Origin of the sequence: Clostridium puniceum, from assembly GCF_002006345.1 — a bacterium.
Lineage (GTDB): Bacteria > Bacillota > Clostridia > Clostridiales > Clostridiaceae > Clostridium > Clostridium puniceum.
Genome location: NZ_LZZM01000212.1, coordinates 1 through 23,963 on the forward strand (window position 1 = coordinate 1; position 23,963 = coordinate 23,963).

Genomic DNA, 23,963 nt, shown 5'->3' on the forward strand with positions numbered 1-23,963 from the left:
GCTAAAACTATAGAAATTAATATAATCCGCTTACGCGAAAGCGGCTATGATGTTAGCATAATAAATTAAACTGTTAGTGGGTCAATTTTAGTTGCAAAAGTGGGTCAAAAGTACTTGACAATCTACAAATATAGTCAATAATGTTTTCAAAAGCAAACTTATATTTATCAAATTTCATAGTATCACCAAATACTGCAAATTTATTTGCAAAGTAAATAAATATCACAAAATGTATTGGTATTAAAATAGAAAATAATTCCCACGAATTCTCCATTCCAAGAGCTCTTAGAATAAAATTGAATGGGGTTACGTAAATAAGACCTGATACTATAATAACTATATTAACGAACTTGTATTTTTTTATTAAATAATATTTTTCCTTTACAAAGGAATATATTAACAAAACAATAGCACTAAATAGATAAGGTACCTCAACAATACATAATATTCCTATATATTGCAAAAGTTCTGTTGTTGTTTTTAAATCGTTATTCTTTATTGGTAACAATATATAACATAAAATTTCAGGAATAAACAGTAGAAGGTATACTATTTTATTATTTATTAAATTTGAATAAAGCATTGCGTAAATCAGTATACAAACTGGCGCTAAATAATGAGCTGAAACTGATAGCCGTGCACTAATATAATATACTAAGTCCATATATTTAGGGTCTATTATATTATTAAATATACTTGCAGTCACTGATGAAAATGCACCTAAACCACATAAAAATAAAAATCCTGCTAACCACCATGTAGATTCTGTTTCATAATCTTTTATTAATATTATAGTTGCAGTTACAAATAATCCGAGAATAGTACCAACCATATACATATAGTATCACCTTTATAATTCTTTATTTATAAAATCTATAACTTTATTTCTAATTTCCTTCTTATTAATGACAATTCCTGAATGTCCACATTTTAACACTTCATTTCCTACTCCCCAATTTTGAGAAACCTTTTTAGTATCTTCATATAAAACATATTTATCATATCTACCATGAATCAATAATATTTTATTCAAATCAATTATAGGTTTGTTTAAACTTGGATTTATGATTGTCCAAATTTCATTTAATTTATTAAAATCAAACGATTTTTCTAAGAAATCCTTTTTTACATATTTACCTGCTTCTGTCTCAAAAGTTGTAAACGCTAAATTATTGGCTGGGAATATAGATATTAATAAATTAATATTTTCTTCATATTCTGCTATTAGATTTGATATAAGTCCACCCAAAGACAATCCAATAATAACAACCTTACCATTATTTTGCTTAAGATATGCAATCAAAGCTCTTATATCATTAACAGACTGCATAATTGATTTTAATGTTCTATTAATATTAGCACTATAAAAATATTCTCCACCGTAATTTGATTTATCGCATCGATCCATATGATAAGGTAAAATATATCTGTATATATTATATTGATTTTTTTTAAAGTCATTTAAGAATACAGGTTCTAATCTATTTAATTCTTCAGATCTCCAACCATGAATCATTATAACGCTCACATTTTCTTTAGTTTTGTTCGAATTTAAATTAGTATAAAATATAGCATCCTTATTACAATCTTCATTCTTCACTTGACTTTTAAAAATTAATTTACCATTCTTAACCTTGATTTTAGGTAAAACCGGTTTAAAATAAAATTTTTCATAATCGTCTATTAATTCAGAAACTTCATTTTCATCATAATAAAACTGATTAACTTTACTATGTATTTTATTTAAGTCGTATAATCCATAACTATCTGCTATGGATTATATAATTTTTTTCAATTAACATTCCCACATTTCATAACTATTTTATCACATTATAAGTAATTTTTTTATTATTTAAACAAATTTGTAAAATATAGATTTGTTTATAGCTTCTCTAATTGCTTGTTTTTTATATAAATAGATTTTATTATTTACCATATAATACTAATCAGTATATCATAAAACCATTTGTTTCCAAAGAGTTCGAAGTGATTTATATTCTTAAATATAAAGTTTTTAGGATAGCTTTTAGCAGTAATCTTTCTCAGTAATTGATTTAAATTTAGAAGTGGTTCTTAATCATATTTAATATCTTTAACTAAACTTTTCTATTCTTGCTGAAACTTTATTATATATGTAAATATACTGAACATTGTAAATAAATAAGAAATACAAGTTTAGTAACGAAATAACAGATTATTTGTTGATTTAATCATAATAATAATATAATATGTAAATTATAGTGAACGAATTTACTATATATATATGTAGTTTTACTTATAATATTAAAAATATAGGGAAAAAGTGGGAACAATGAAAAATTCTCTTTATTTGGGCACTTTGAGAATTTGGAGTTAATAGTGCAACCGACCAATAATTAGCGTGCAAGCTGACTATTGGTCTTTATTTTTTTAAATAGAAAGGAGTGATACTTTATTATAAATTATATTTCAAAAGATATTTAATGATATTACGAAAATATCTTCACTAATATGAATATTTGTATTCAATACGAAAAAGATGCTGAATTTATTAATAGTATTTGAAATTTTGATAAATTATTTTAATACAAATTTTACAATATATTATGTTTATATTATAAGCTGAAAAAGAAAGGTTGAAAAATAATGAATGATACACAAAAAAATATATTAGTAGTTGATGATTCTGCAAGTATTAGAACTTTTATAAGACTTATTTTAGAAGATGCAAATTATAATGTATGTGAAGCATCTAATGGCGAAGAAGGAATTGAGGTATATAAAAAATCAGGTAATATTGATTTGATAATTACGGATATATTTATGCCTAGAAAAAGTGGATTAGAACTTGTAGTAGAACTAAGAGAAGAATATAAAGACATAAATATAATTGTTTTTTCAGATGGTGGTAAGAATAATTTTTCTAATGAATTAGGTATTTGCGAGGCATTGGGTGCTACTTACTTTATAAAAAAAGAATTAATTAATGATGAACTGATTAAATTAGTAAATAAAGTATTTGTGAAATAAATTATAACTTTTAAATATAAATTTTATATTTGTATCATCATTATAAAATATTTAGTAAATATAATGATGTTAAGTATTTGAAAATATATGGAAATTTCAATATACGTATAACGAATTAATATTAAAAAACTTTGAACCCCCGCTGATGAAATTCAGAAAAAATTGTTCAACATAATTTAATACTTTCTTCCTAGAAATTCATAAACGAGCAATACACGAATATATATAATAAATATGAAGTATTTCATAAATGTTTCACATATTAATATAATGTAGTATTTATAAGGACTTGTGAACGATTTAAAGAACTTTGATATTTTTATATAATTGCTTGTATAAAAGGAGGAAGAGCATGATAGATTGGATAGAAAAATCCTGGCAACTATTATTTGTTGGTACAATAAGTTTTATAGGTGGGTTAGCTTCACCTATTATAGTTAAAATAATGGATGAAACTTTGACAAAAATTTTTAGAATAATATCTGAAAAAATTTTTAAGAGAATAGTAAGTTTTTTAAAAAAATTCAAGGTATGGATAAAATTTAAATTAAAAATAATAAAATATAATCTATCAAATAATCATAGCTTTACAGATGACGAATATTATATTTATAAAAAATTAAAGTATAAAAAAACTTTAACAAAAAAAGAAAAAAATATACTTAATTACATGGAATCTAATGATGAGATTTCTATTAACATAATTGTACGTGAAATTAATAATAAGCCAATAACGTATGATTATTTAAATTATGATATGTCTGTCAAATGTGACGAAAATGAAAGCTTCCATATATAAATAATAAATATGAGGCCCTATCAATAAGATCCCTTTTATGTAATAGACGTAAATTTTTTATCGGTTAGTAATTCCATTCTTAAGACCACAACGGACTTTCATCACCAATATGCTTGTACACGTAAAAAAATCCACTTAGATACTTTATCTAAGTGGATTTTTTATATTGTCCTTTACATAGGTATTATACTATTCAATTTATTTCTTAACAATATAAAGTCTTTAAAGTTAATTTTTCCATCACTATTCATATCTGCATTAGTTTTGTTTATTGCTATAGAATTATCTAAAAAATATTGTTTCATTAATGCTTCATCAAGTGAATTAACTAATCCATTACTATCTAAATCTCCTAAAAGAGGTTCACCAAAATTATATATTTTATAAACCTTTGTTACTGTCAGATTTGCACCTTGATCCCCCACTAAAATAGTCTGAAGTCCTGGTAAAACTTTGCCATAACTGTCATAGTTTGAAAGAGCCTTTTTGTATGCACTTACCATATCATTAAGAGTAAAATATGCAATATTTGTAGTTTCGTTTGATTTAGTTATTTCAGGATTTACTGTTACCCAATTTACACTAGCTAAGTTTCCTGACAAAATTAATTGAGGTGCTTTTTCACTTGTGTACTCTACAGCTATAGCTAATTTATTAGAAAAATCAGCATCCACAAAATCTGAACCATAATAAAGTGAAAGTGCTTGTCCCCAATTTGAAGAAGTTGCTGTGCCACTAAACATCATATTTTCATCATAATTAGTAACATCTTTTGGATCATTCCAGCCATCAAACATTGCTTTCACGATTTCTGGATATACAAATTTAAGAGTTTTTCTGTTGAACAGCGCCATAGCATTACTTTTACTAGTCATAGCAGAATTACTATTATCCCACCAGAAACATGGCATTTCATAGCTAGTTGCTAATTGTGCATAGTATCTTGTAAAGTTAATTCTATCTTGTAAATTATTTTTATCTGTAGCTGCAAATTCACCGATAACAACAGGAATTCCTTTTTGTTTAAAAGTTTTGTCTAATAATCTGAAAACTTTATCAAGCTGCAACTTATCAGCATCTCCAAAGGTAGATTGAGTACCAGGAGCTTCGTTCAAGGCAAAATTATATGGTAAATAAGCATGTATAGATACTGCTACATTATCATCCTTTGGCACTACCATAGCAGAAATCTTATCATAATCTGATGCTGCACAATAAGTAGGTATCATTACAAGTCTCTTATCGTTGTTCCCACCAGTTGAACGCATTACAGAAAGTACTTTTGCATTATATTCATTTACGACATTATAATACGATGCATTACCTATCCAGTCTTCCTCATTTCTTGGTTCGTTTATTGTTTCGAAGATTAATTTATCACTATAATCTTTAAAATGCTCTGAAATCTGCTTCCATACAGCACTTCCTTCATTAAGAACGCTAGCTTTGCTTGCTTCATTCATTTCACTCTGTATTTTATTATGGTGAATATTAACAATTGCATACATATCATTAGCAAGTGCATAGTTTACAACTGTTTCAACACGTGCCATATATGTTGGATCAATAGTATAGTTAGTATCAGTATAACGTTCATCCCATCTTACTGGAATACGAACAGTATTAAACCCAGCCTTCTTTATCTCATCAATCATCTTTCTTGTTGTTACAGGATTACCCCATCCAGTTTCCCCGCCAGCTGATTCTAAAGTATTTCCTAAGTTCCAGCCAACCTTCATATCTTTTACTAAATCCATAGCAGAAAGACCACGCATTGTAGTTGGATGAGTATAGTCATCAGGAAACTCTGGTTCTGGTGCTACTGCTTTAATGTACTGATATTCTGATAATGTAATATCTGCTGTAACAGTTGTAATCTTGTGTAAATAGTTTGCTTTCTCTGTTGCATCTTTTGGTAAATAATCGTTTAATAAAATTTGTGTATTGTTTCCAGTAATTCCCCAACTAACCTTTGATGCTAAATATGATTCTGAGTAATCTTTATTTAAATTAACTACAAGATCATTGTAACCATCAGCTTTAATTATAATGGTACCAACATGGAATTTTAATATGTTTGAATCTCCCTCCGCAAGGTTTCCGTCAACAATATTTATACCAAAGTTTGCAGTACTATTCGACTTTGCAAATGCATTAGCAGTATCGATAGCTTTGAAATTTGTCACATCTTGATATATCAAACTAGCAGTATCTCCCATACTCATCCAAGCCCAATCATCAGTATTTTGTGCAAAGGTACTAGCATAAATCTTTGTTGTTTGCCCTTTTGTTGTATATATAGCTTCACCTGTTGTTGGTGTTGTTGGTGTTGCTTTAGTATAGCTATATTCTGATAAAGTTATATCTGCTGTAATACTAGTAATCTTGTGTAGATAGTTTACTTTCTCAGTTGCATCTTTTGGAAGATAATCATTCAGTAAAATTTGAGTACTATTTCCAGTAAGACCCCAGGTAGCAGCTTCTGCTAAATAAACTTCCGAATAATCTTTATTTAGATTAATTATAACATCCTCATAACCTTCAGCTTTAATTTTAACTGTACCAACCTTGAATTTTAATGTGCTTGAATCCCCTGCTGCAAGGTTTCCATCAGCAATCTGTATACCAAAGTTTGCAGTATTATTTGCATTTACTAATGCATTGGTAGTGTTGTTCGCATTGAAATTTGTCACATCCTGATATACTAAACTAGCAGTATCTCCTATGCTCATCCAAGTCCAGTCATCAGTATTCTGTGCAAAGGCACTTGCATAAATCTTTGTTGATTCTCCTTTTGTTGTATTACCATTCTCTGCCGCAGCAAATACTTTAAACGAAGCATTTCCAATGGTACAAGTGAATAACATCCCTAAAAACATCAATAATGATATTATTCGTTTTTTCTTTCTCATCATAAATCATTCCTTTCATTTATTTTACGATAAATTTCCAAATATACATGCATAAATATGTTTATATTCTTAATAAGTCGACAATATAACCATATTACACTATACAATATATATACTAATCTACCATAACATTACTTTTATGTTAACCTATTCATCGTAATCGTTAACTTCTTCATCGTAAATGTTCATTATACTTACTTAATTCGATATTTAAGAAATTTCACGAATCAACAAAATTCATTTTCAATTGAATAAAATACCGATTGTTTAAAGCTATATTTTAATAACTACTTTACACTTAGCAACAATAACGATGATATTTCTTGATTTTAAGATAAAACACTTCTACGAATTATCAAATTATCGTAAGATAATAACAATAAGTATAAATTTATCCAAAAATCTAAATAATAAATTTGAATGGGGGATAAAAATGTTAAAAAGAAAAGGAATTATTACTGCTTTAGCAGCAATAGTCATGACTAGTTCTTTATTGATGACTGGAAATACTGCTTTTGCAGCAACAACTTTAAACTCAACAGAAGACACTTTTAATGTATCAACTTCAAGTACAACAAAAGCTTCTTCTAAAGCATCAAATAATACTTCCATTAATCCAGATGATTACATCAACAAAACTACTGTTAAAGTACTACCTGCTAGTAAGGTTAATATTAGCAAAAGAACTCAAGAATTCAAAGGCTTGGTTCAGAATTGCACCAAAGTTGCATATGCATATGCTGACCCAACAGAAAACGCTAACACTGCATACAATACCAACCCAAGTGGAGCAAAAAGCCTAGCAGTTTATATTTTTGGTTATGATAATTCTACAACAGCTGAATTTTTGAACACAAAAAAATACATACCATATGTATTAAATAAACTTTATTTTGACTCAAAGTTAAAGAATACATGGTACAAAACACTAACCAACAATGGTAATGGTATTTATATCATCTTGGAGAAACCAGGAGCTCTTGATGCCAATGAAAAATTTGGTAACCCAAATGATGGATTTGGAATGCGTATAATTGCTGGTACTATGGCAAATTCAGACGGAGCAATAGATATCATGTTTCATGAAATGGCACATTGCATCGAGGATTCAACCTCAACAACTAATGATTTTTACTTTGGAGTAGATCCTAGAACTAAGATCAATTATGGAACTGGCAACTTAGTCACACTATGGAATAAACTTTATGATGATTCTATTAAAAATAATGATTTCTACGCTGGTTCTTATGGTTGGGACTACTCACATGAAAACTTTGCTGAAACCTCTAGTAGATTCTTCAGAGCTGACTTCCGAAGTCAGCTAAAAGCAAAGGATCCAATAGTTTATAATATTATGAACCAAATCTATAACCAATTCAACTTTTAAGAGGTTTAAGATTAAATTCGTAAATCTATAAATAACTGTATCTAAATAGGTCTTTTAGCTAACTTAGATACAGTTGTGTTGTTTCAAAACAAATTTTCACACGACTAAGTGTTGGCTTGCAATGAAGTTTGATTAATTTATTAATCAAATCTGAAATATGTATATCTGTTCAGATAATTAAATTTATTATGCAGGAAGTTCCCTATCCATCAACTTAAAAAAATTTTCTATATTTTCTTTATCCTTTAAAGTTCCATATAAACTTACATTCAAATTTATAGTATTATTATAACTGCTCAATACTAATTGAAAATATGGAGGATATTTTATTGATCCAAATATAGATATATCATTTATTGATATGCCTTTAAATGAAAATTTTTCTGAATCAAGAACACCTGTATTACTCATGCAAATGAAAGGATTTTCAATTTTTTTCATTAATTTTTTGTTTTTTTCATAACTAAATAATTTGGAAATTAGCGACACTTTAAAAAATAATTCTATACCCATGAATTTATTTTTTCTCAAAGTCATATATTCATTAACTTTTTTAACCGTATCATCAAAACTATCACTAAGTTTATAATCAATTCTTGTAACAATTGAAGATGTACAATTACATATTGAGTCAATTTTTTCTTTTTTTAAATGTTTTCTCATATCTACCATTATAGGAATAGTAAGAGGCTTTTCAAGATTTATATCCAAAATTCCATAAAGTACTCTATAATATGCTGCAAGAAATATATCATTTATTGTAACATTATATTTTTTGCAGTAATCTTTGATTTTAAAATATCTTTCTTTACTTATTTTATGTTTTAGAACAAATGGACTAATTTCCTTTTCTTCAGTCATAGGAAATTTATAAAAATTATTATTTTTCATTCCCTTATTTAGTGATTTAATAATCTTTATTTTCTCTATTAAACTAAACTCTTGATTAATCTTTATTGTGCTTCTATTTGTATTTATTTTATAATTAGGTAAATACTCAGCATTATCTATAAGCTTTGAATACAAATCGCTTAGTAAATATAAACATTGTTTAAGTCCTCCGCCATCACATACCATATGATTAATAATTATAGCTAATGAATCTTCATCTGAATCTAGCAAACAAATTTTAATCTGAGGCCCCTTAAATTCATTTGTTTTCGATGTTATAAAATTATTGAATTCCTCCCTATTATCTACATATCTTATTACGTCCTTCCATTTAAAATTATCAACTCTTTCCCAATAAGCCGATTTTTTATTTTCTACATAAGCACATCCCAAAATAGGTACTATGTCTAGCATTAAAATAACTGATTTTTTTAAAATTTCTTTATTCATCTTATTATCAAAATCAATAATGCAGTGAGTCTGGTGATCATTGTACTTATAAACTCCAGATAAAAATTGAAATTGATCAGAAATCTCAGCCTTAAATCTCATACTTTCACCCCTTAATATCTTAATTTAACTATTATCATCTATAAAAATTAATAAAGATCTGTGGTTATACTTATAACTTCTTTTAGAATATCTATAGTTCTATTTGCTAAAGTTTCAATTGATTCTCTCTTTAATAATTTATTACTATACTTCCAAGAAAGGACCAAATGTTTACTAGACACCGCTCCATCTATCATAATAAGCATACGATTAGGTCTAAATATTTTACTTTCAGGATTAAATGAAAGATGTGGAAACTCATTTGTTATTTTGAATACACTTTTTTCATTAGATATCTCATTAAATTCTCCTCTGTAATTTAACATAATTCCAGACATTACAAAAGGAATCTTTTTAATTTTATCCTTATGGGCAAAAGTACTTAAAATATTATACCCATAACCATTATTAGGTACATTATTAATTTGTTCATTAAACAGTTTTAATTCATGCAATAAATCGTTATGGCTAGTTTGCTTTAAAACTAAACTTCTTGCATACGCAAAAAATCCTATAGTATTTGCTAAATTCAACTGTTGTTCACTTTGTACAATATCACGCCCATGACTTACAACATTTAGTTCCACCCACCTTTTTTTTGTAGCTTCTGAAATAGCTTTGGTTAAAGCAAAAATTAAAACATTTGTAGCTTCAATATTTAATTTTATTTGAATCTGTCTACTTAATATCTTTGTTTCTTCAATATCCAATCCCACAACTACCTCTTCCATTGACCGTATTGATCCTTCATTTTCATTTTCTGGATAATCAGCTGAAAGTTTAGCCACCTGATCCCATGGTAGTGATGACCAGTATTCAATTTCATTCAACTGTTTTTTAGAGGAACTATATTCATCTAATATTTCACACCATTCTCTTAGGGTTGTTCTTTCTTTAATTAGATTAATTTGTTTACCCTCAGCTAACTGTTTATACCCTCTCTCAAGATTTTTCATAAAAATAACCATTGAATATCCATCCGATATTAAGTGATGTAAAATAATCAAGACTCTACCAGGTCTATTGGATCCAAAATTTAAATAAGCAACAAGTCCTAAGGGTCCTTTTGAAATATCAAAACAATGCTGAAGTTTCTCATTGTATTCTTTGATTATGTCTCTTTCCTCATTTATAGAAATATTTTCAAACTTAAATTCTTTAAATGGTATCTGGTCATTTGGTTCATCAATAATTTGATGCCATACATCTGTCTGCTTTATAAATCTTGCCCTAAGTGAATCATGCATTTTCCATAAATATCTCAAAACCTGTTTAAGTTTATTTGAGTCAAAATCGCCTCCCACTTCACATACTCTAACAATATTAAAATATTCTGGCTCTACCATATGCTCTCCAAGGCTGAAGCATAAATATTGCCCTAAAGTTAAAGAGGTATCTCTTTGAATTATTTTTTTCTTGATATTTTCCTTATTTTCTAATGACTTGCCGCTTACCAACACTTCTAAATCCTTTGATAACATTGAAATTGTAGAATGTTCAAATATTTTAGATACAGAAATTTCCACATTAAATCTATTATATATTCCGGATGCAAGCTCCATTGCTATAAGAGAATGTCCACCTAATTCAAAAAAATCATCTTGAATTCCAACCTTTTGTCTTCCTAACAATTCACTCCAAATATTGGCCAGAAATTTCTCTATTACAGTATTGGGAGGAACAAAGTCATTATATACTGCTACTTCATCAATTATAGGTTCTTTTAAATTTTTTCTGTTAACTTTTCCTGTAGGAGTTAACGGCATTTTATCCAAAAAAACATACCCTACTGGAAGCATATAATCCGGTAAATACTTTAATAAGAATTGCCTTACCTTTGATACAGGTATAACATCTTTACTCTCAATATATGCAATCATGGATTTATCTCCATTCTCATTTTCAAATACTTTAACGGCACATCTACCTATTCCTTCATATCTTTGAAGTGTCAATTCGATATTTTCAATTTCTATCTTAAATCCTCTTATTTTTACCTGATTATCCTTCCTACCTATTAGTTCTACATTACCATCTTCCATATATCTAGCTAGATCTCCAGTTTTATAAAGTACTTCATTATCAATTCCTAAAGAAGGCTTTTTAATAAATTTTTCCCTGTTTAGTTCATCTAAATTTAAATATCCTTGTGCAACGCAATCTCCTGAAATACACAGCTCCCCAACAGCTCCATATGGCACTAATTTTTCATCCTTGTTAAGAATAAAAATCTTTGTATTAGATAATCCTCTTCCAATAGGTACCCTATTATGATCACTACTCATAAATCGTGTATCATATACTAAGGCGTTGGAAGAACACTCACTTGCTCCATATAAATTTAATAGTGGAACATTTGTAAAAACCTCATACCACTCTTCAATCAAATTAACAGATATAGGCTCTGCACTTGTTGTTGCAATTTTTAAGGAATTCCATTCGCCAGGATGTAATTTTCCTTGTTTCAAAATTCCTCGAATCAATGCAGGATTAGAAAGAAAATATGAAACCTTATTTTCTACTAGTTTTCTCCATAAGATTACAGGATTTAATACATCCTTTCGTTCTAACAGTAAAGTGGGAGTTCCTTTCAATAAGCCTCCAAAACATTCCCATATGGCAGCCACAAGACAATATGACTTATGAAAAGATACTACATCATTATGTGAAAAAGGATATTCTTGCCACATCCAATTTAATCTATTAAGCACAGCTCTGTTGCCTATTTTAACACCTTTAGCCTTTCCTGTTGAGGATGAAGTATAAATAATATTTATAGTATTATCTTTCTCAAATTTAAGATTAACATTATCTTCACTTTCATGACTAATTAAATTTTTTTCCTTATCAATAAGTACTTTAACTCCATTAAACGTCTCAAATTTATCAGTATCTGATTTTACCAAAAGATGTTTCACATTAGTGTCCTTTATTATTTCTTCTAACCTTGATATTGGATGTTCTGGGTCTAAAGGAACATATGCAGCTCCAAGCTTTATAATAGCTAAAATGCTAACAACCATTTCAAAAGATTTATCTACACAAATTGCTACATAATCATCCTGTTTAACATCTTTCTTTTTTAAATAATTGGCTAACTTATTAGCACGCGCATTTAGCTCTATGTAGTTAATTGTATTGTTTTTGTAGATATACGCAACTTTTTTTGGGAATTCTTCTACAATTTTTTCAAATAACTGAGATACACTCAAATCATAATTATAATTTCTATATGTATTATTTAAAGAATTTACTAACATGTCCTTTTCTTCAAAAGACAAATAATCAAGTTCTGAAATTTTCATATTTGAATCTTTTAAAATACTATTAATCAGTATCTCATAGTTTTTAATTAATCTTTGAATGAAGCTCTTATCAAACAAATCTACTAAATATGAAAGTTCTAAATATATTTGCTCATCCTCTTCTTTGGCATAAAGTGTCAATGGATATTTTGTAAATCCTGTTTTTAGTATTGTACACGATATATGTATATCATCGTCTTTATTAGTATCATATAACCTGTCTGCATGTTTGAAATCTGTTTTTAATATAACTTGAAAAATATTATCATTACAATTCTCTTTTATTCCTTTTTGTATATGAAAAAGTGGATAACTAGAATTTGAATAGCTTTCATCCCACACTTTTTTTGTATAATTCAAAAGCTCTGAAAATGTATAATCTTTTGAATTTCTTATCCTTAATGGCAAAATATTTGTTAAACATCCAATGAAATCTTTTGTTGTAGTTGTATTTTGATTTATATATGATAATCCTATAATAATATCTTCTTGCTCTGTATAATCGTATAATAAAATTCTAAATGCAGTTAAAAGAATCATAGATAAAGAAGTTTTATTCTCTATCGCCAGCTTTTTTAATTTATTTGATACTTCACAATCTAATAACACAGATTGAAAATCACCTTTATATGCGATGCTCATTTCCCTTTTCTTGTCAGTGCAAATATCAAAAACTGGCAAATCCTCCGAAAGCATATTTTCCCAATACTTTTTTTGTATATTTAAATTACCAGATGCTATACTATTATTTTGACATATAGAATGTTCTCGAAAACTATATTGACAGTTAAAGTTCATATTTTTATTTTTACTCAAAGTAAGATAATATTTCTTTAATTCATTGGCAATTACATATAAAGAATGTTCATCAATAATAATTTCATTTGCAGTAAAAATAAATTTATACTCTTTTTCTAATACCTTAAGTGCTTTAATTCTAAATAATAAATCTTCATCTAATTTAAATGATTTATTTATTTCTTGAGAAACCTCATTTTTTATATATTCTTCTTGCTGCAATTTTTCTAATTTTGTTAAATCAATTACTTCAAAATCAATACCCTCTATTTCAACAAATTCTTGATAAATTTTTCCGTTATTTTTAATAAAATTTATTCTAAAGCTATCATGAGTTTTTACTATATAAGTCCATGACTTTTTTATCAAATCTATATTTACATTTCCTTCTATAGAAATAATAGCTTGTACTATATGGCATGGATTATCAATTTCTCCTTTCCCTAAATTTAATAATTGATTCTGTTCAAATGACAATGGATATAACATATCTTCTTCCATTTGATCACCTGGTTTTTGATAACTATTTTTCATAATAATATTCCCCCCATATTTATTCTGAGCAATCTCGAAAACTCTACAACCGCCCATTTTGCTCATTTTTTATTTCTAATGCCCCTTTAATTTTGTTCTAAATCATGCCTACTTTTATCTTCATTTGTATTTTTACTTATTTTTATGTATTTTTTTCCTTTAATGTTATATAATATACATATTATTACACTTATTGTAAAATTGCAATTAAATTCTTACATTTTATTTATTTTTTTCCATATTTATATTTTTTTTTAATATTAGCTACAATTTTTGCATTGATATAGGTTTACACAAACCATAAATTTACACATTTCTATTTACTCATTAAATATATTAAAAATGGAGGTATAATAATGAATAGACCAAAAGTATATATTGCAAGAAAAATTCCTTATGAAGTGGAGGAATACATCGGCAAATTCTGCGACTACGAAAAATGGGGTAAAAACACAGAAATCCCTCAAGATGAATTATTTAATAGGATTAGCGACAAAGATGGTGTAATGTTATATGGAATAAAAATTGACGAAGCTTTATTAGATCATGCTCCTAAATTAAAAATTGTTAGCAACATTTCTGCTGGTTATAATAATTTTAATTTAGAAGTAATGAAAAGAAGAAATATTATGGGAACTAATACACCTGGTATATTAAACGATACCGTAGCAGATTTAGTATTTGGATTAATCTTATGTTCAGCACGTAAAATTGTTCAAGCAGATAGCTACGTCAAAAATTGTAACTGGACTCATGAATATAATCTAAATCTTTTGGGAAAAGATGTTCATCACTCTACCCTAGGAATAATAGGTATGGGCAATATAGGTACTGCTGTAGCTAAAAGAGCGAAATTAGGCTTTGATATGAATGTGATTTACTATAATAGAAACAGAAAACCTGAAGTTGAAAAAAATCTAGGTATACAATATTGTGAATTTGAGTCTCTTATAAAAACATCTGACTTTATTGTACTATTGACTCCACTCACCAAAGACACTTACCATCTTATAGATTTCAAAGAATTTGCTATGATGAAAAAAAGCGCCATCCTTATTAACGCTTCTCGCGGGCAAATTGTAAATGAAGAGGCCTTAGTTGATGCACTTCAAAATCAAAAAATTCTTGGAGCTGGTTTAGATGTTTACGAAACAGAGCCTATTGGCACGGATAATCCTCTTATTAAAATACCAAACGTAATTACCCTTCCCCATATAGGTTCTGGTACAAGTAGCACTCTTTATAATATGGTTAAGACAGCTGCTTTAAATCTTGTTAAAGGCTCTTATGGAGAAATTCCACCTAACCTTGTTCCTGAATTAATCAAATAAGTTATTCAAGTTAATCATAAATAAACCACCTTTTGTATGTAGATTGACTCCGCAAATCAATTTTACACTATAAATATGGTGGTTTTTTATTATTGTCAAATTAAATTTTCTCTTAAAATCTAATTATTAATTAGTTATTAACTTCCCGTAGGTCAGGTTTAAACATATATTAATAATTGTAAAAATTATAATCCATAAGCATTCTTACATTTTTTATAAAAATATTGTAATTTACAACAATATTTTTATAAACATTGAAAAAAATACATATAAGTGATAAAATAGTAAAAAATGAGAGTAATAGACTAATTACTTATTACTAACGAATTCATTATTGCTCCGCGTTAATCGTTCCCAGCAATATAAACTGTTGAAACTTGAGACATATTAGTACTGATTTCGGAGATGATAATAATTGGAAAGTGTCTGTTAACTCTAGAAATGGTGCAGAGAAGTTCAATTGTACTTTTATAGGACTTTGTCATTTTATCAGTACAAATTCTACTTTAGCAGTTAATTACATAATCAAGATGTGAACGGGTCACTACTATTCACTCTTTTTGTGTTTGAAAGATAATTTTTACATTAATTAAAATAATGCTTTAAACTGAGATGTAATCTATGACTCACCTACTTATGTTTCGTAGTATATCTTCCTCTCAGTTTTATTATTGCTAAGTGGTGAAACCGCAACGCCAAATTTTTCGTTACTATTTGTGTCGCTAGCGGTAGCAGCGAAATGGAGGTTAAAATGATAATTATAATGAACCCAAAAGCAAGTAAAGAAAATATAGAAAAAGTGAAAACAATTATTCGAGAAAAAGGATTGGATACTAATGTTTTTAAAGGGCATATATACTATATTATAGGTATTATAGGTGACACCTCTATAATAGATTCTAAGAAAATAGAAGTTCTTGAAGGTGTTGATAGAGTGATGAAAGTACGGGAACCTTTTAAAAAGGCAAATCGAATGTTTAAACCAGAAGATACAATAATTGAAGTTAATGGTTCAATTATAGGTGGAAAACATTTAGGGATAATAGCGGGATCATGTTCAATTGAAAGCGAAGAGCAAATAGTTAAAATTGCCAAAAGAGTGAAAACAGCAGGTGCAAACTTTTTAAGGGGAGGCGCATTTAAACCGAGAACTTCTCCATATAGTTTTCAAGGACTAGAACTTGAAGGTTTAAAATTTTTAAAGACTGCAAAGCACGAAACAGGGCTTCCGATAGTCACCGAACTTATGTCAACTGATTATATAGATACATTTGTTGAAGAAGTCGATATTATCCAAATCGGTGCCAGAAATATGCAAAACTTTGATCTTTTAAAACAAATTGGGAAAACTAATAAGCCTATTTTATTAAAGAGAGGTTTATCAGCAACTATAGAAGAATGGTTAATGTCAGCAGAATATATTATGGCAGGTGGAAATGAAAATGTAATTCTTTGTGAAAGAGGAGTTAGAACTTTTGAAACAATTACTAGAAACACTTTAGATTTACAAGCTATCCCAGTAATTAAAAAATTATCACATTTACCGATAATTATTGATCCAAGCCATGCAGGTGGATATGCTTACTTAGTAGAACCTATGGCAAAAGCAGCAATTACCGCTGGCAGTGACGGGCTTATGATAGAAGTTCATAATGATCCAGAAAATGCGCTTAGTGATGGACAACAATCACTTACTCCAGATGAGTTTGATGGATTAATGGATAAAATTAAAATTATAACAAGTTTGGAGTCTAAAGAAATTCAGATTTATAATAACACTAATAGAATGTCTTCAATAACTTCTTTAAAATATAATTTTGTATAATCCAATCCTTCCAATACATGCTTAGCAATCAGACAAAATCATTAATGAGCTGCTACAAAACTAACTATGCTAGTTTTGTAGCAGCTCATTATTATATAACTTTAATTTTAGTAATTATAACCATCAAATCTTTGATGCTTACGAAAGACTGCACTCTGCTATTAATTATATAACTCCAAAAGAAGCTGAGTTACTAGCTAGAAGTGCAACATTAAAAGTTATACTTTTTATGTCTACTATATTTACATAAATCTATCGTAAAATTAACGCAGTATTTATAGTAAAACTTATACGTCTAAAATTATTCTTTCTACCGGATACTAATAGTCCCAGTATCACTATTAGCCTTTAAGCTATTATTCCCGACACCAATCGTTCCTTCTTTTTTCCCTTTTGTATCTACCTCTAATTTTAAATCATCCAAACGTACTGAGATATCTTTAGAATTACTTGTAACTCCTAATTTTAATGATGTTGGTTTAATTTTATATGAAACACTAATATCACCCGAACCGGTTTTTATATCAGAAGTTTGACGTTCGGTAAAATCTTTGAAAACTATATCACCAGAGCCTGTACTTACGTATATCTCATTATCTAATACATTGGTAAAATATAGACCTCCAGATTTCGATTCAGCTTGCAATTTCTTTATTGAACTATCTTTTATTGTTATATCATCGGATGAATTGGTAAGTTTCAGATCACTAATCGACACATTTTCTATCATTATATCACCGTTTTTATTTTCTACATTTACAGGACTACTCAAATCCTTTGGCAAATATACTATAACCTTGTTTCGACTTCCAAAGGTAAATCCATCTTCAAAACTACTAGAATCATCATTTTGAGTAATATTTAGTACTCCACTTTCCAAATCGATATCAATTGGATTTTCTGACTTATCATCTTTACTACTTGTTTCCACATGAATTTCATCATCCTGAGAACTTTTAAATAATAAATCCCATGAATTATTGTTTATATTTATTTTTTTAACTTTTTCCAGTGAAAAGTCATGCGTAAGATTTTTTTCTTGTTTACTACAGCTTGTTAGCCCAAATAAAGCTATACTAATAACAAATATAAAAAAAATAAATTTCTTCATTGAGCACACCCTTTCTTTTAAAAATTTTCAACCCAAATCCTTATTATCTATATTCCAATAAGATAGATATCCGATTAACATTCCCACAATGCAAAGAATTAATGGCACAGCTGTTATCTGTCCTAAACTAACTGAAGAATTTCCATTTGAAACCATTGAATTTAAAAGAAAGCCTATAATTACAGAGGACGTAATAGTAGTAGATGTTGATTTACGTCTCATACCAAAATACATAGGAATTAAACTAAAACCTGCACACATTATAGAAAGTGAAATCACCGATGGTATCGTATTTAATATCTCTGATAGCTTAACAGGGGTTTCAAAAAAATGTAAGATAGGATTCAAATAAAATATAAGTACATTAATAATGAAAGTTGTAATCATAATATTACAAAAACAAAAAATCATTATAATGAGTAGTTTAGCCTTAATTATTTTTTTCTTTGAAATAGGATATGAGAAAGCAATAGATATTGTATTATATTTAAACTCATCTATCACAATACTGGCTATCATCGTTCCACTAAATATAAAAAAAGTAATTTTTATTAATATATTGGTTAACGACATAAATGACAGATAATCTTCAAACATAGGATCTCCCATATTGTTTGATGATAAAGACATAAATGCCATTGCAACAAATATGCAAATCATACAAATAATAGCGTAAAAAATATATCCATCAACTTTATTCTTTTTCCATTCTAATTTCATAAGATTAATCAATTTTATTACCTTCTTCCTATTATTTAATATTATTTATAAAATATTCTTCTAATGTAATGTGCTTTCTTGCAGTTCCTATTACATCCAGTCCATTATTAATTAATTCTTTATTCACTTCCTTTTGTGAAATATTCTTATCATATATTTTCAAAGTATTATTTTTAATCTCATATTTTTTTATTTTCAAAGCTTTTTCAAGGACTGAAATAGCTTTATTTCCATTATCAACTTCTAATTCTATATACTCCAAATTCCCTTTTATAATATCATCCATTTTTACTTCCTTAATTAAATTTCCGTTGTTTATAATTCCGATAGTATCTGCTATTGATTCTATCTCTGAAATGATATGACTGGATATTAATATTGTGATATTAAATTTTTTCTTTAGTTTTAATAATAATTCTCTAACATCTTTAATTCCCACAGGATCCATTCCATTGATTGGCTCATCTAATATAAGTAGTTTAGGTTTTGAGATTATAGCTCTTGCAATGCCAAGCCTTTGTTTCATCCCCAAAGAAAGATCACTGACTTTCTTTTGTTCAATTTCTTTTAACCCTACAGTATCTAACGCCCAATCAATTGATGAATAATTGGCGATTGCTAAATATTCGCAATGCAATTTTAGATTTTCCAAAACAGTTAACTTATTATAAAACACTGGATACTCAATTATGCTTCCTATTCTTGCCAGATAATCATACGAGGTCTCTTTTATCTTTTCACCAAAAATAAAAATATCACCAGATGTAGGTTTAACTAGATTAAGTAGCATTTTCATGATTGTAGTTTTTCCAGCCCCATTTGGGCCTAAAAAACCATATATTTCTCCTTCATTTACATTCATAGATACATTTTTTATTACTTTCTGTTTTCCTCTTGATTTACATAAATTTTGACTTTTTATAATTGCGTTCATTTTAATATACTCCCTTCATATATATTCACTATAGATTTTTGAAGAATGCTGTAATCTGTATTAAATGCAATATATTTACATTTGTCCAGAAAAGGAGTTCCTGCTTATCCATGTGTTTTCAGTGGAACTGATGACTGTCGTTGCTGATAAATTCATCATCGTGGGCCTATCAAAAGTTTAAAGCCTTTAATAGCTTAATACTTGCATATTTCATATTTTATTGAAACTATTAAAGTATACTTTCGTATTCTCTTTTACAAGAAATTTTGTATTGCGGAATTTCTTCTATATTTTGAATCAAGTTTGCGAACTAGTTTCGTAATTACCTAATAGTCTCTAGCCTTTAAACATTGGAAATTAGTATACACATTTATCCTATAAATGTGATGGTTCTATACCAATGGTCTTCACCAGATGTCTTATATGCATTTTTATCAAACCCTGAAATTGCAAATCCTATAAACGATATAATTAATCCCGTAAGTATTAAAATAAAACTTAATTTTAAGCAAAATTTCTTTATATTTATAATTTCCATTTTCTCACCATCTTCTTTCTAAATACAGAAGCGACTCCCTGTATAAATAATTTCATAATATTTAAAAATTTTACAATTGAAAATTGTGTTATCCACATACATAAAATACTTATACCTAATAATAAAATTCCAAATCCTATTTGCGTGACCACAATATGAAGTCCCTGCTTTAGACAAAATAAAGAGCCTACTATACTCCATAATCCTCCTCCAAAACCTGCAAGTGCTATTACGCCTGTAATCAAAGGTATACACAAAATTATTATAAATGCACATAATGCTAATATGATTATTACTGAAAGTATAGATCCCCATAATGGAAATCCAAGAATCAATAGTACTATTTGAAAGAGCTTCCTTCCTACAGATGATTCTGCTAATATGACACTTCCTTGTTCTTCTATAATATTTTTAGCAATACGCTTAGAATCACCAATCTTGTCTATGGCTTGACTTTCGGTGTATCCATCTTCTATATAATCATTAATCATCTCATCATAATATGTCAGAAACTTATCACACTCAGTTTCTCCTAGAGACGATAGCTGTTTCATCAAATCTCTTAGAAATTCTTCCTTATTCATAACTCTTACCTCCTATAAAAAAATATATATCCATAATTTTTTTCCAATCATATAAAAAATCTTCTATATGCTTTTTCCCACTAAGAGTTATCTGATAATATTTTCTTAATCGGCTATTATGCTCTACAGAATATGTCTCAACATACCCATTTGCTTCTAACCTTTTTAAAATTGGGTATAATGTAGATTCAGATATTTCTATACATTCGGAAATGTCTTTTATAATTTGATAGCCATATGAGTCACCTTTTTTTAATACAGCAAGAATACAGACTTCTAGCAACCCCTTTTTTAGTTGTATGTTCATTATCATCTCTCCTAACCCATTATTAAATTCTACATTATCTTTATAAGGATTATTCTAGAGGTATTGCAGGTGGAATTTCTTTAAATTTTTTGAAGTTGTTAGCCTTACTTATAATCAAGCTGAAGTTTTCTATTGTTTTGGCTTGCATTGCTTCTTGAATTTTGAGTCTTACTCCAAATTTTTTCTCTATATAATTTATCAACATCATTAACTTAAATGAGTGTCCTCCTAAGTCATAAAAAGAATCGCTTATACTCACTTTCTCTATTTCCAGTACCTTTTTAAATATGTCAATTAAAATTTCCTGAATCCTTTTTTCCGACCTTCTATTGTTAACTCCATCAGTTTTCTTTTCTAAGTCAGAAGGAACATAAATATCTATCTCCATTATAAAACCTCCTTATACACAATACTATACAATGCGATGTATTGTGTGTCAAGATGTTTTTTCTATTTTTATAAAATTCTTACAGAAATTAGTAATAAATAGAGTGAATGGCATATGCGACATAAGGAACTTATTGTTTTAATAATCTGTTCAATGCCGAATTTTAGGGAATGTTTACTATTATTTCTTTATCTTCTTTAATTTTATAATGTACAGCTTCCATAAAAATAAATTAGCAAATTTGACATAAAAACAACTTCTTATTGTAACAATTTATTAACTTAATTATTGCCAAGAAGAAGTTGTCTTCACTTAGAAAATACCTTATACAAATTATTTATAGCAATTGTATAAGTTCTGGATTTTGTTATTTTTCATCTATAACTGAAATAAATTCTGACAAAAAACTATTATTATCCATCAGTTCCTCATAAGTTCCCTGTTCAATAATCTTACCTTTATCCATACAAATAATCTGGTCATACTTCTTTAGAATATTTTTGTTTATTTTATGACTAATTACTATCATAGTTAAGTCATTTCTATTTAATAAATTTTCTTCTATTTGATTGCTGGTTTTTATATCAACTGCTGATGTGCCTTCATCCACAACAAGTACTGATTTATTTCTGATTAATGCTCTTGAAACAGAAATTCTCTGCTTTTGCCCTCCTGAAAAATTTAAACCTATATCATCGAGTGCTATATCCGTAAGACCACTTTCTTTTAGAACTTTTATTATTGCTTCATCTGGAAAATCTTTATACAATGAAATGTTTTCTCTCACTGATTTATTAAATATATATACATTTTGTTGTATATATGCAGATACATTTGAAACATCAATTTCTTTTATATCTTCATGATCCCACTCTATTTTACCTTTGTAATTCGTGTTTTGGCCTAGAATCAGTTTTACTAAAGTTGTCTTTCCACTTCCACTTTTACCCAATATTAATATTTTTTTATTTTTAAATATTTTTAAATTTATATTATTTAGTACATTTATCTTTTCATCATATCCAAAGGTTAGGTTCTTTACATCAATAACCTCACTAAAACATTCCAAATTTTTTAAATTTTTTTTACTCTCAGCAAATTTACCTATATTTTTCATTTTATTTAAAATTGGTTTAATACTTTGCATCTGTGGAATACTCATAGTTATTTCCATTACTGGATTTACAAAAGAATTACTAAGTTGAACTAAAGCAATTAATGTTCCTACCAATAAATCACCTGATAGCACCTTATAAGAACCAATAGATACTACTACAAACATTGTCAGCAACCCTAAAATATCCGATGTAGTTTGATTCATTACAAGTGTAGAATCCAAATTATATTTAATATTTGTTAAATTGCGGTTTTCAATTTTAAAATCTTTATTTGCATTATGTGCCTCATTGAAACTTTTAATTATTGTAAATCCACCCAATAAATCTTTTATTATAGCTGTATACTTTCCTAATGCATCTGAATAATATTCTTGCTTTTTTTGCAGAATTTTACTAAATATAGCGGATACAATAAAAATCAAACATAAACAGCTAAATAAAGCTATTAACACAATTGGACTAATTATAAATAACATATATACTGCAAGACAAAATGTAATGCTATTTTCAATTATTTTAAATAATGGAATAATATAATTCTCTTCTATTATTTTTATATCATTTGTGAGCATTGAAATATATTTTGCTGAATCTCCTTCCTCAAACGTTTCATATCCCTCTTCAAAAATATTTTTAAAAATGTCTTGTCGTATACTTAGATTAATTCTTTTTATCAAGATTTTATTACAAATAGCATGAACATATTTACATACACCAAGTATTAACAAATATCCCACTGAAATTTCAATCGTTGTAAAAAAATCGTCTATCGAACCTTCTGTAGCTACATTTACTATGTTTTGTAATATTGCGGCTAAAAATACAACACCTGCAGAAACAACCATACTTAAGAATAATGAAATCAAAAGAAGCCATTTATTTTTTTTTAAATAAGTTTTCATATTTCTCTCCCTTTTCCC

18 protein-coding genes and 1 riboswitch are annotated in these 23,963 nt (G+C 27.8%); of the genes, 5 read left to right on the forward strand and 13 right to left on the reverse strand.

Going from position 1 to position 23,963, the window contains the following annotated elements; translation table 11 throughout:
- Positions 1–73 precede the first annotated feature (73 nt).
- Together CLPUN_RS21725 and CLPUN_RS21730 are read right to left on the reverse strand one after the other, a co-directional pair.
- Entirely contained in the window at positions 74–832 is a 759-nt protein-coding gene (locus tag CLPUN_RS21725) for a hypothetical protein (protein ID WP_143329101.1), read from the reverse strand.
- 18 nt (positions 833–850) lie between these two features.
- On the reverse strand, positions 851–1,600 hold the full coding sequence (locus tag CLPUN_RS21730) for an alpha/beta fold hydrolase (protein WP_242954223.1): 750 nt from the start codon (positions 1,598–1,600) through the stop codon (positions 851–853).
- A 695-nt stretch (positions 1,601–2,295) separates the two neighbouring features.
- Positions 2,296–2,379, forward strand: a riboswitch (cyclic di-GMP riboswitch).
- Between the two features lie 246 nt (positions 2,380–2,625).
- On the opposite strand from CLPUN_RS21730, the gene CLPUN_RS21735 reads away from it, so the two are divergent.
- On the forward strand, positions 2,626–3,009 hold the full coding sequence (locus CLPUN_RS21735; RefSeq protein ID WP_077849318.1) for a response regulator: 384 nt from the start codon (positions 2,626–2,628) through the stop codon (positions 3,007–3,009).
- A gap of 352 nt (positions 3,010–3,361) precedes the next feature.
- The gene (locus tag CLPUN_RS21740) at positions 3,362–3,808 is read left to right on the forward strand and encodes a hypothetical protein (protein WP_077849319.1); all 447 of its coding nucleotides are present in this window, start codon (positions 3,362–3,364) and stop codon (positions 3,806–3,808) included.
- Between the two features lie 173 nt (positions 3,809–3,981).
- Here the strand turns inward: CLPUN_RS21740 and CLPUN_RS21745 are convergent, their stop codons facing one another.
- Positions 3,982–6,723: a cellulase family glycosylhydrolase gene (locus CLPUN_RS21745; protein WP_242954224.1), complete on the reverse strand. Its 2,742-nt coding sequence runs from the start codon at positions 6,721–6,723 to the stop codon at positions 3,982–3,984.
- Between the two features lie 430 nt (positions 6,724–7,153).
- Between CLPUN_RS21745 and CLPUN_RS28925 the strand changes: the two genes are divergently transcribed.
- The gene (locus tag CLPUN_RS28925) at positions 7,154–8,107 is read left to right on the forward strand and encodes a hypothetical protein (RefSeq protein WP_077849321.1); all 954 of its coding nucleotides are present in this window, start codon (positions 7,154–7,156) and stop codon (positions 8,105–8,107) included.
- Positions 8,108–8,293: 186 nt separating this feature from the next.
- Here the strand turns inward: CLPUN_RS28925 and CLPUN_RS21755 are convergent, their stop codons facing one another.
- Both CLPUN_RS21755 and CLPUN_RS21760 read right to left on the reverse strand, forming a co-directional pair.
- Complete coding sequence (locus tag CLPUN_RS21755; protein WP_077849322.1) at positions 8,294–9,550, reverse strand: hypothetical protein; 1,257 nt, start codon at positions 9,548–9,550, stop codon at positions 8,294–8,296.
- Between the two features lie 47 nt (positions 9,551–9,597).
- Positions 9,598–14,187, reverse strand: coding sequence for a non-ribosomal peptide synthetase (locus CLPUN_RS21760; RefSeq protein WP_158078817.1), 4,590 nt, complete (start codon positions 14,185–14,187; stop codon positions 9,598–9,600).
- Between the two features lie 356 nt (positions 14,188–14,543).
- Here CLPUN_RS21760 and CLPUN_RS21765 point away from each other — a divergent pair, with 356 nt between their 5' ends.
- On the forward strand, positions 14,544–15,518 hold the full coding sequence (locus CLPUN_RS21765) for a 2-hydroxyacid dehydrogenase (protein ID WP_077849324.1): 975 nt from the start codon (positions 14,544–14,546) through the stop codon (positions 15,516–15,518).
- 751 nt (positions 15,519–16,269) lie between these two features.
- Positions 16,270–17,343, forward strand: a complete 1,074-nt coding sequence (aroF, locus tag CLPUN_RS21770; protein ID WP_077849325.1) for a 3-deoxy-7-phosphoheptulonate synthase — start codon at positions 16,270–16,272, stop codon at positions 17,341–17,343.
- Between the two features lie 310 nt (positions 17,344–17,653).
- On the opposite strand, the gene CLPUN_RS21775 is transcribed toward aroF, so the two are convergent.
- From CLPUN_RS21775 to CLPUN_RS21805, 8 genes are all read right to left on the reverse strand, one after another.
- Positions 17,654–18,454 (reverse strand): DUF4097 family beta strand repeat-containing protein, encoded by an 801-nt coding sequence (locus CLPUN_RS21775; RefSeq protein ID WP_077849326.1) that lies wholly within the window; start codon positions 18,452–18,454, stop codon positions 17,654–17,656.
- A gap of 27 nt (positions 18,455–18,481) precedes the next feature.
- On the reverse strand, positions 18,482–19,174 hold the full coding sequence (locus tag CLPUN_RS21780) for an ABC-2 transporter permease (protein ID WP_077849399.1): 693 nt from the start codon (positions 19,172–19,174) through the stop codon (positions 18,482–18,484).
- Between the two features lie 31 nt (positions 19,175–19,205).
- Positions 19,206–20,108 (reverse strand): ABC transporter ATP-binding protein, encoded by a 903-nt coding sequence (locus tag CLPUN_RS21785; protein WP_077849327.1) that lies wholly within the window; start codon positions 20,106–20,108, stop codon positions 19,206–19,208.
- A gap of 370 nt (positions 20,109–20,478) precedes the next feature.
- On the reverse strand, positions 20,479–20,646 hold the full coding sequence (locus CLPUN_RS27810; protein WP_158078818.1) for a hypothetical protein: 168 nt from the start codon (positions 20,644–20,646) through the stop codon (positions 20,479–20,481).
- Positions 20,634–21,230: a DUF1700 domain-containing protein gene (locus CLPUN_RS21790; protein WP_077849328.1), complete on the reverse strand. Its 597-nt coding sequence runs from the start codon at positions 21,228–21,230 to the stop codon at positions 20,634–20,636. The genes CLPUN_RS27810 and CLPUN_RS21790 overlap by 13 nt, the downstream gene beginning before the upstream one ends.
- On the reverse strand, positions 21,223–21,537 hold the full coding sequence (locus CLPUN_RS21795; RefSeq protein ID WP_077849329.1) for a PadR family transcriptional regulator: 315 nt from the start codon (positions 21,535–21,537) through the stop codon (positions 21,223–21,225). Before CLPUN_RS21795 ends, CLPUN_RS21790 begins: the two co-directional genes overlap by 8 nt.
- 49 nt (positions 21,538–21,586) lie before the next feature.
- Complete coding sequence (locus CLPUN_RS21800; protein ID WP_077849330.1) at positions 21,587–21,925, reverse strand: acyl carrier protein; 339 nt, start codon at positions 21,923–21,925, stop codon at positions 21,587–21,589.
- 367 nt (positions 21,926–22,292) lie between these two features.
- Positions 22,293–23,945: an ABC transporter ATP-binding protein gene (locus tag CLPUN_RS21805; RefSeq protein WP_158078819.1), complete on the reverse strand. Its 1,653-nt coding sequence runs from the start codon at positions 23,943–23,945 to the stop codon at positions 22,293–22,295.
- Between the last annotated feature and the right edge of the window lie 18 nt (positions 23,946–23,963).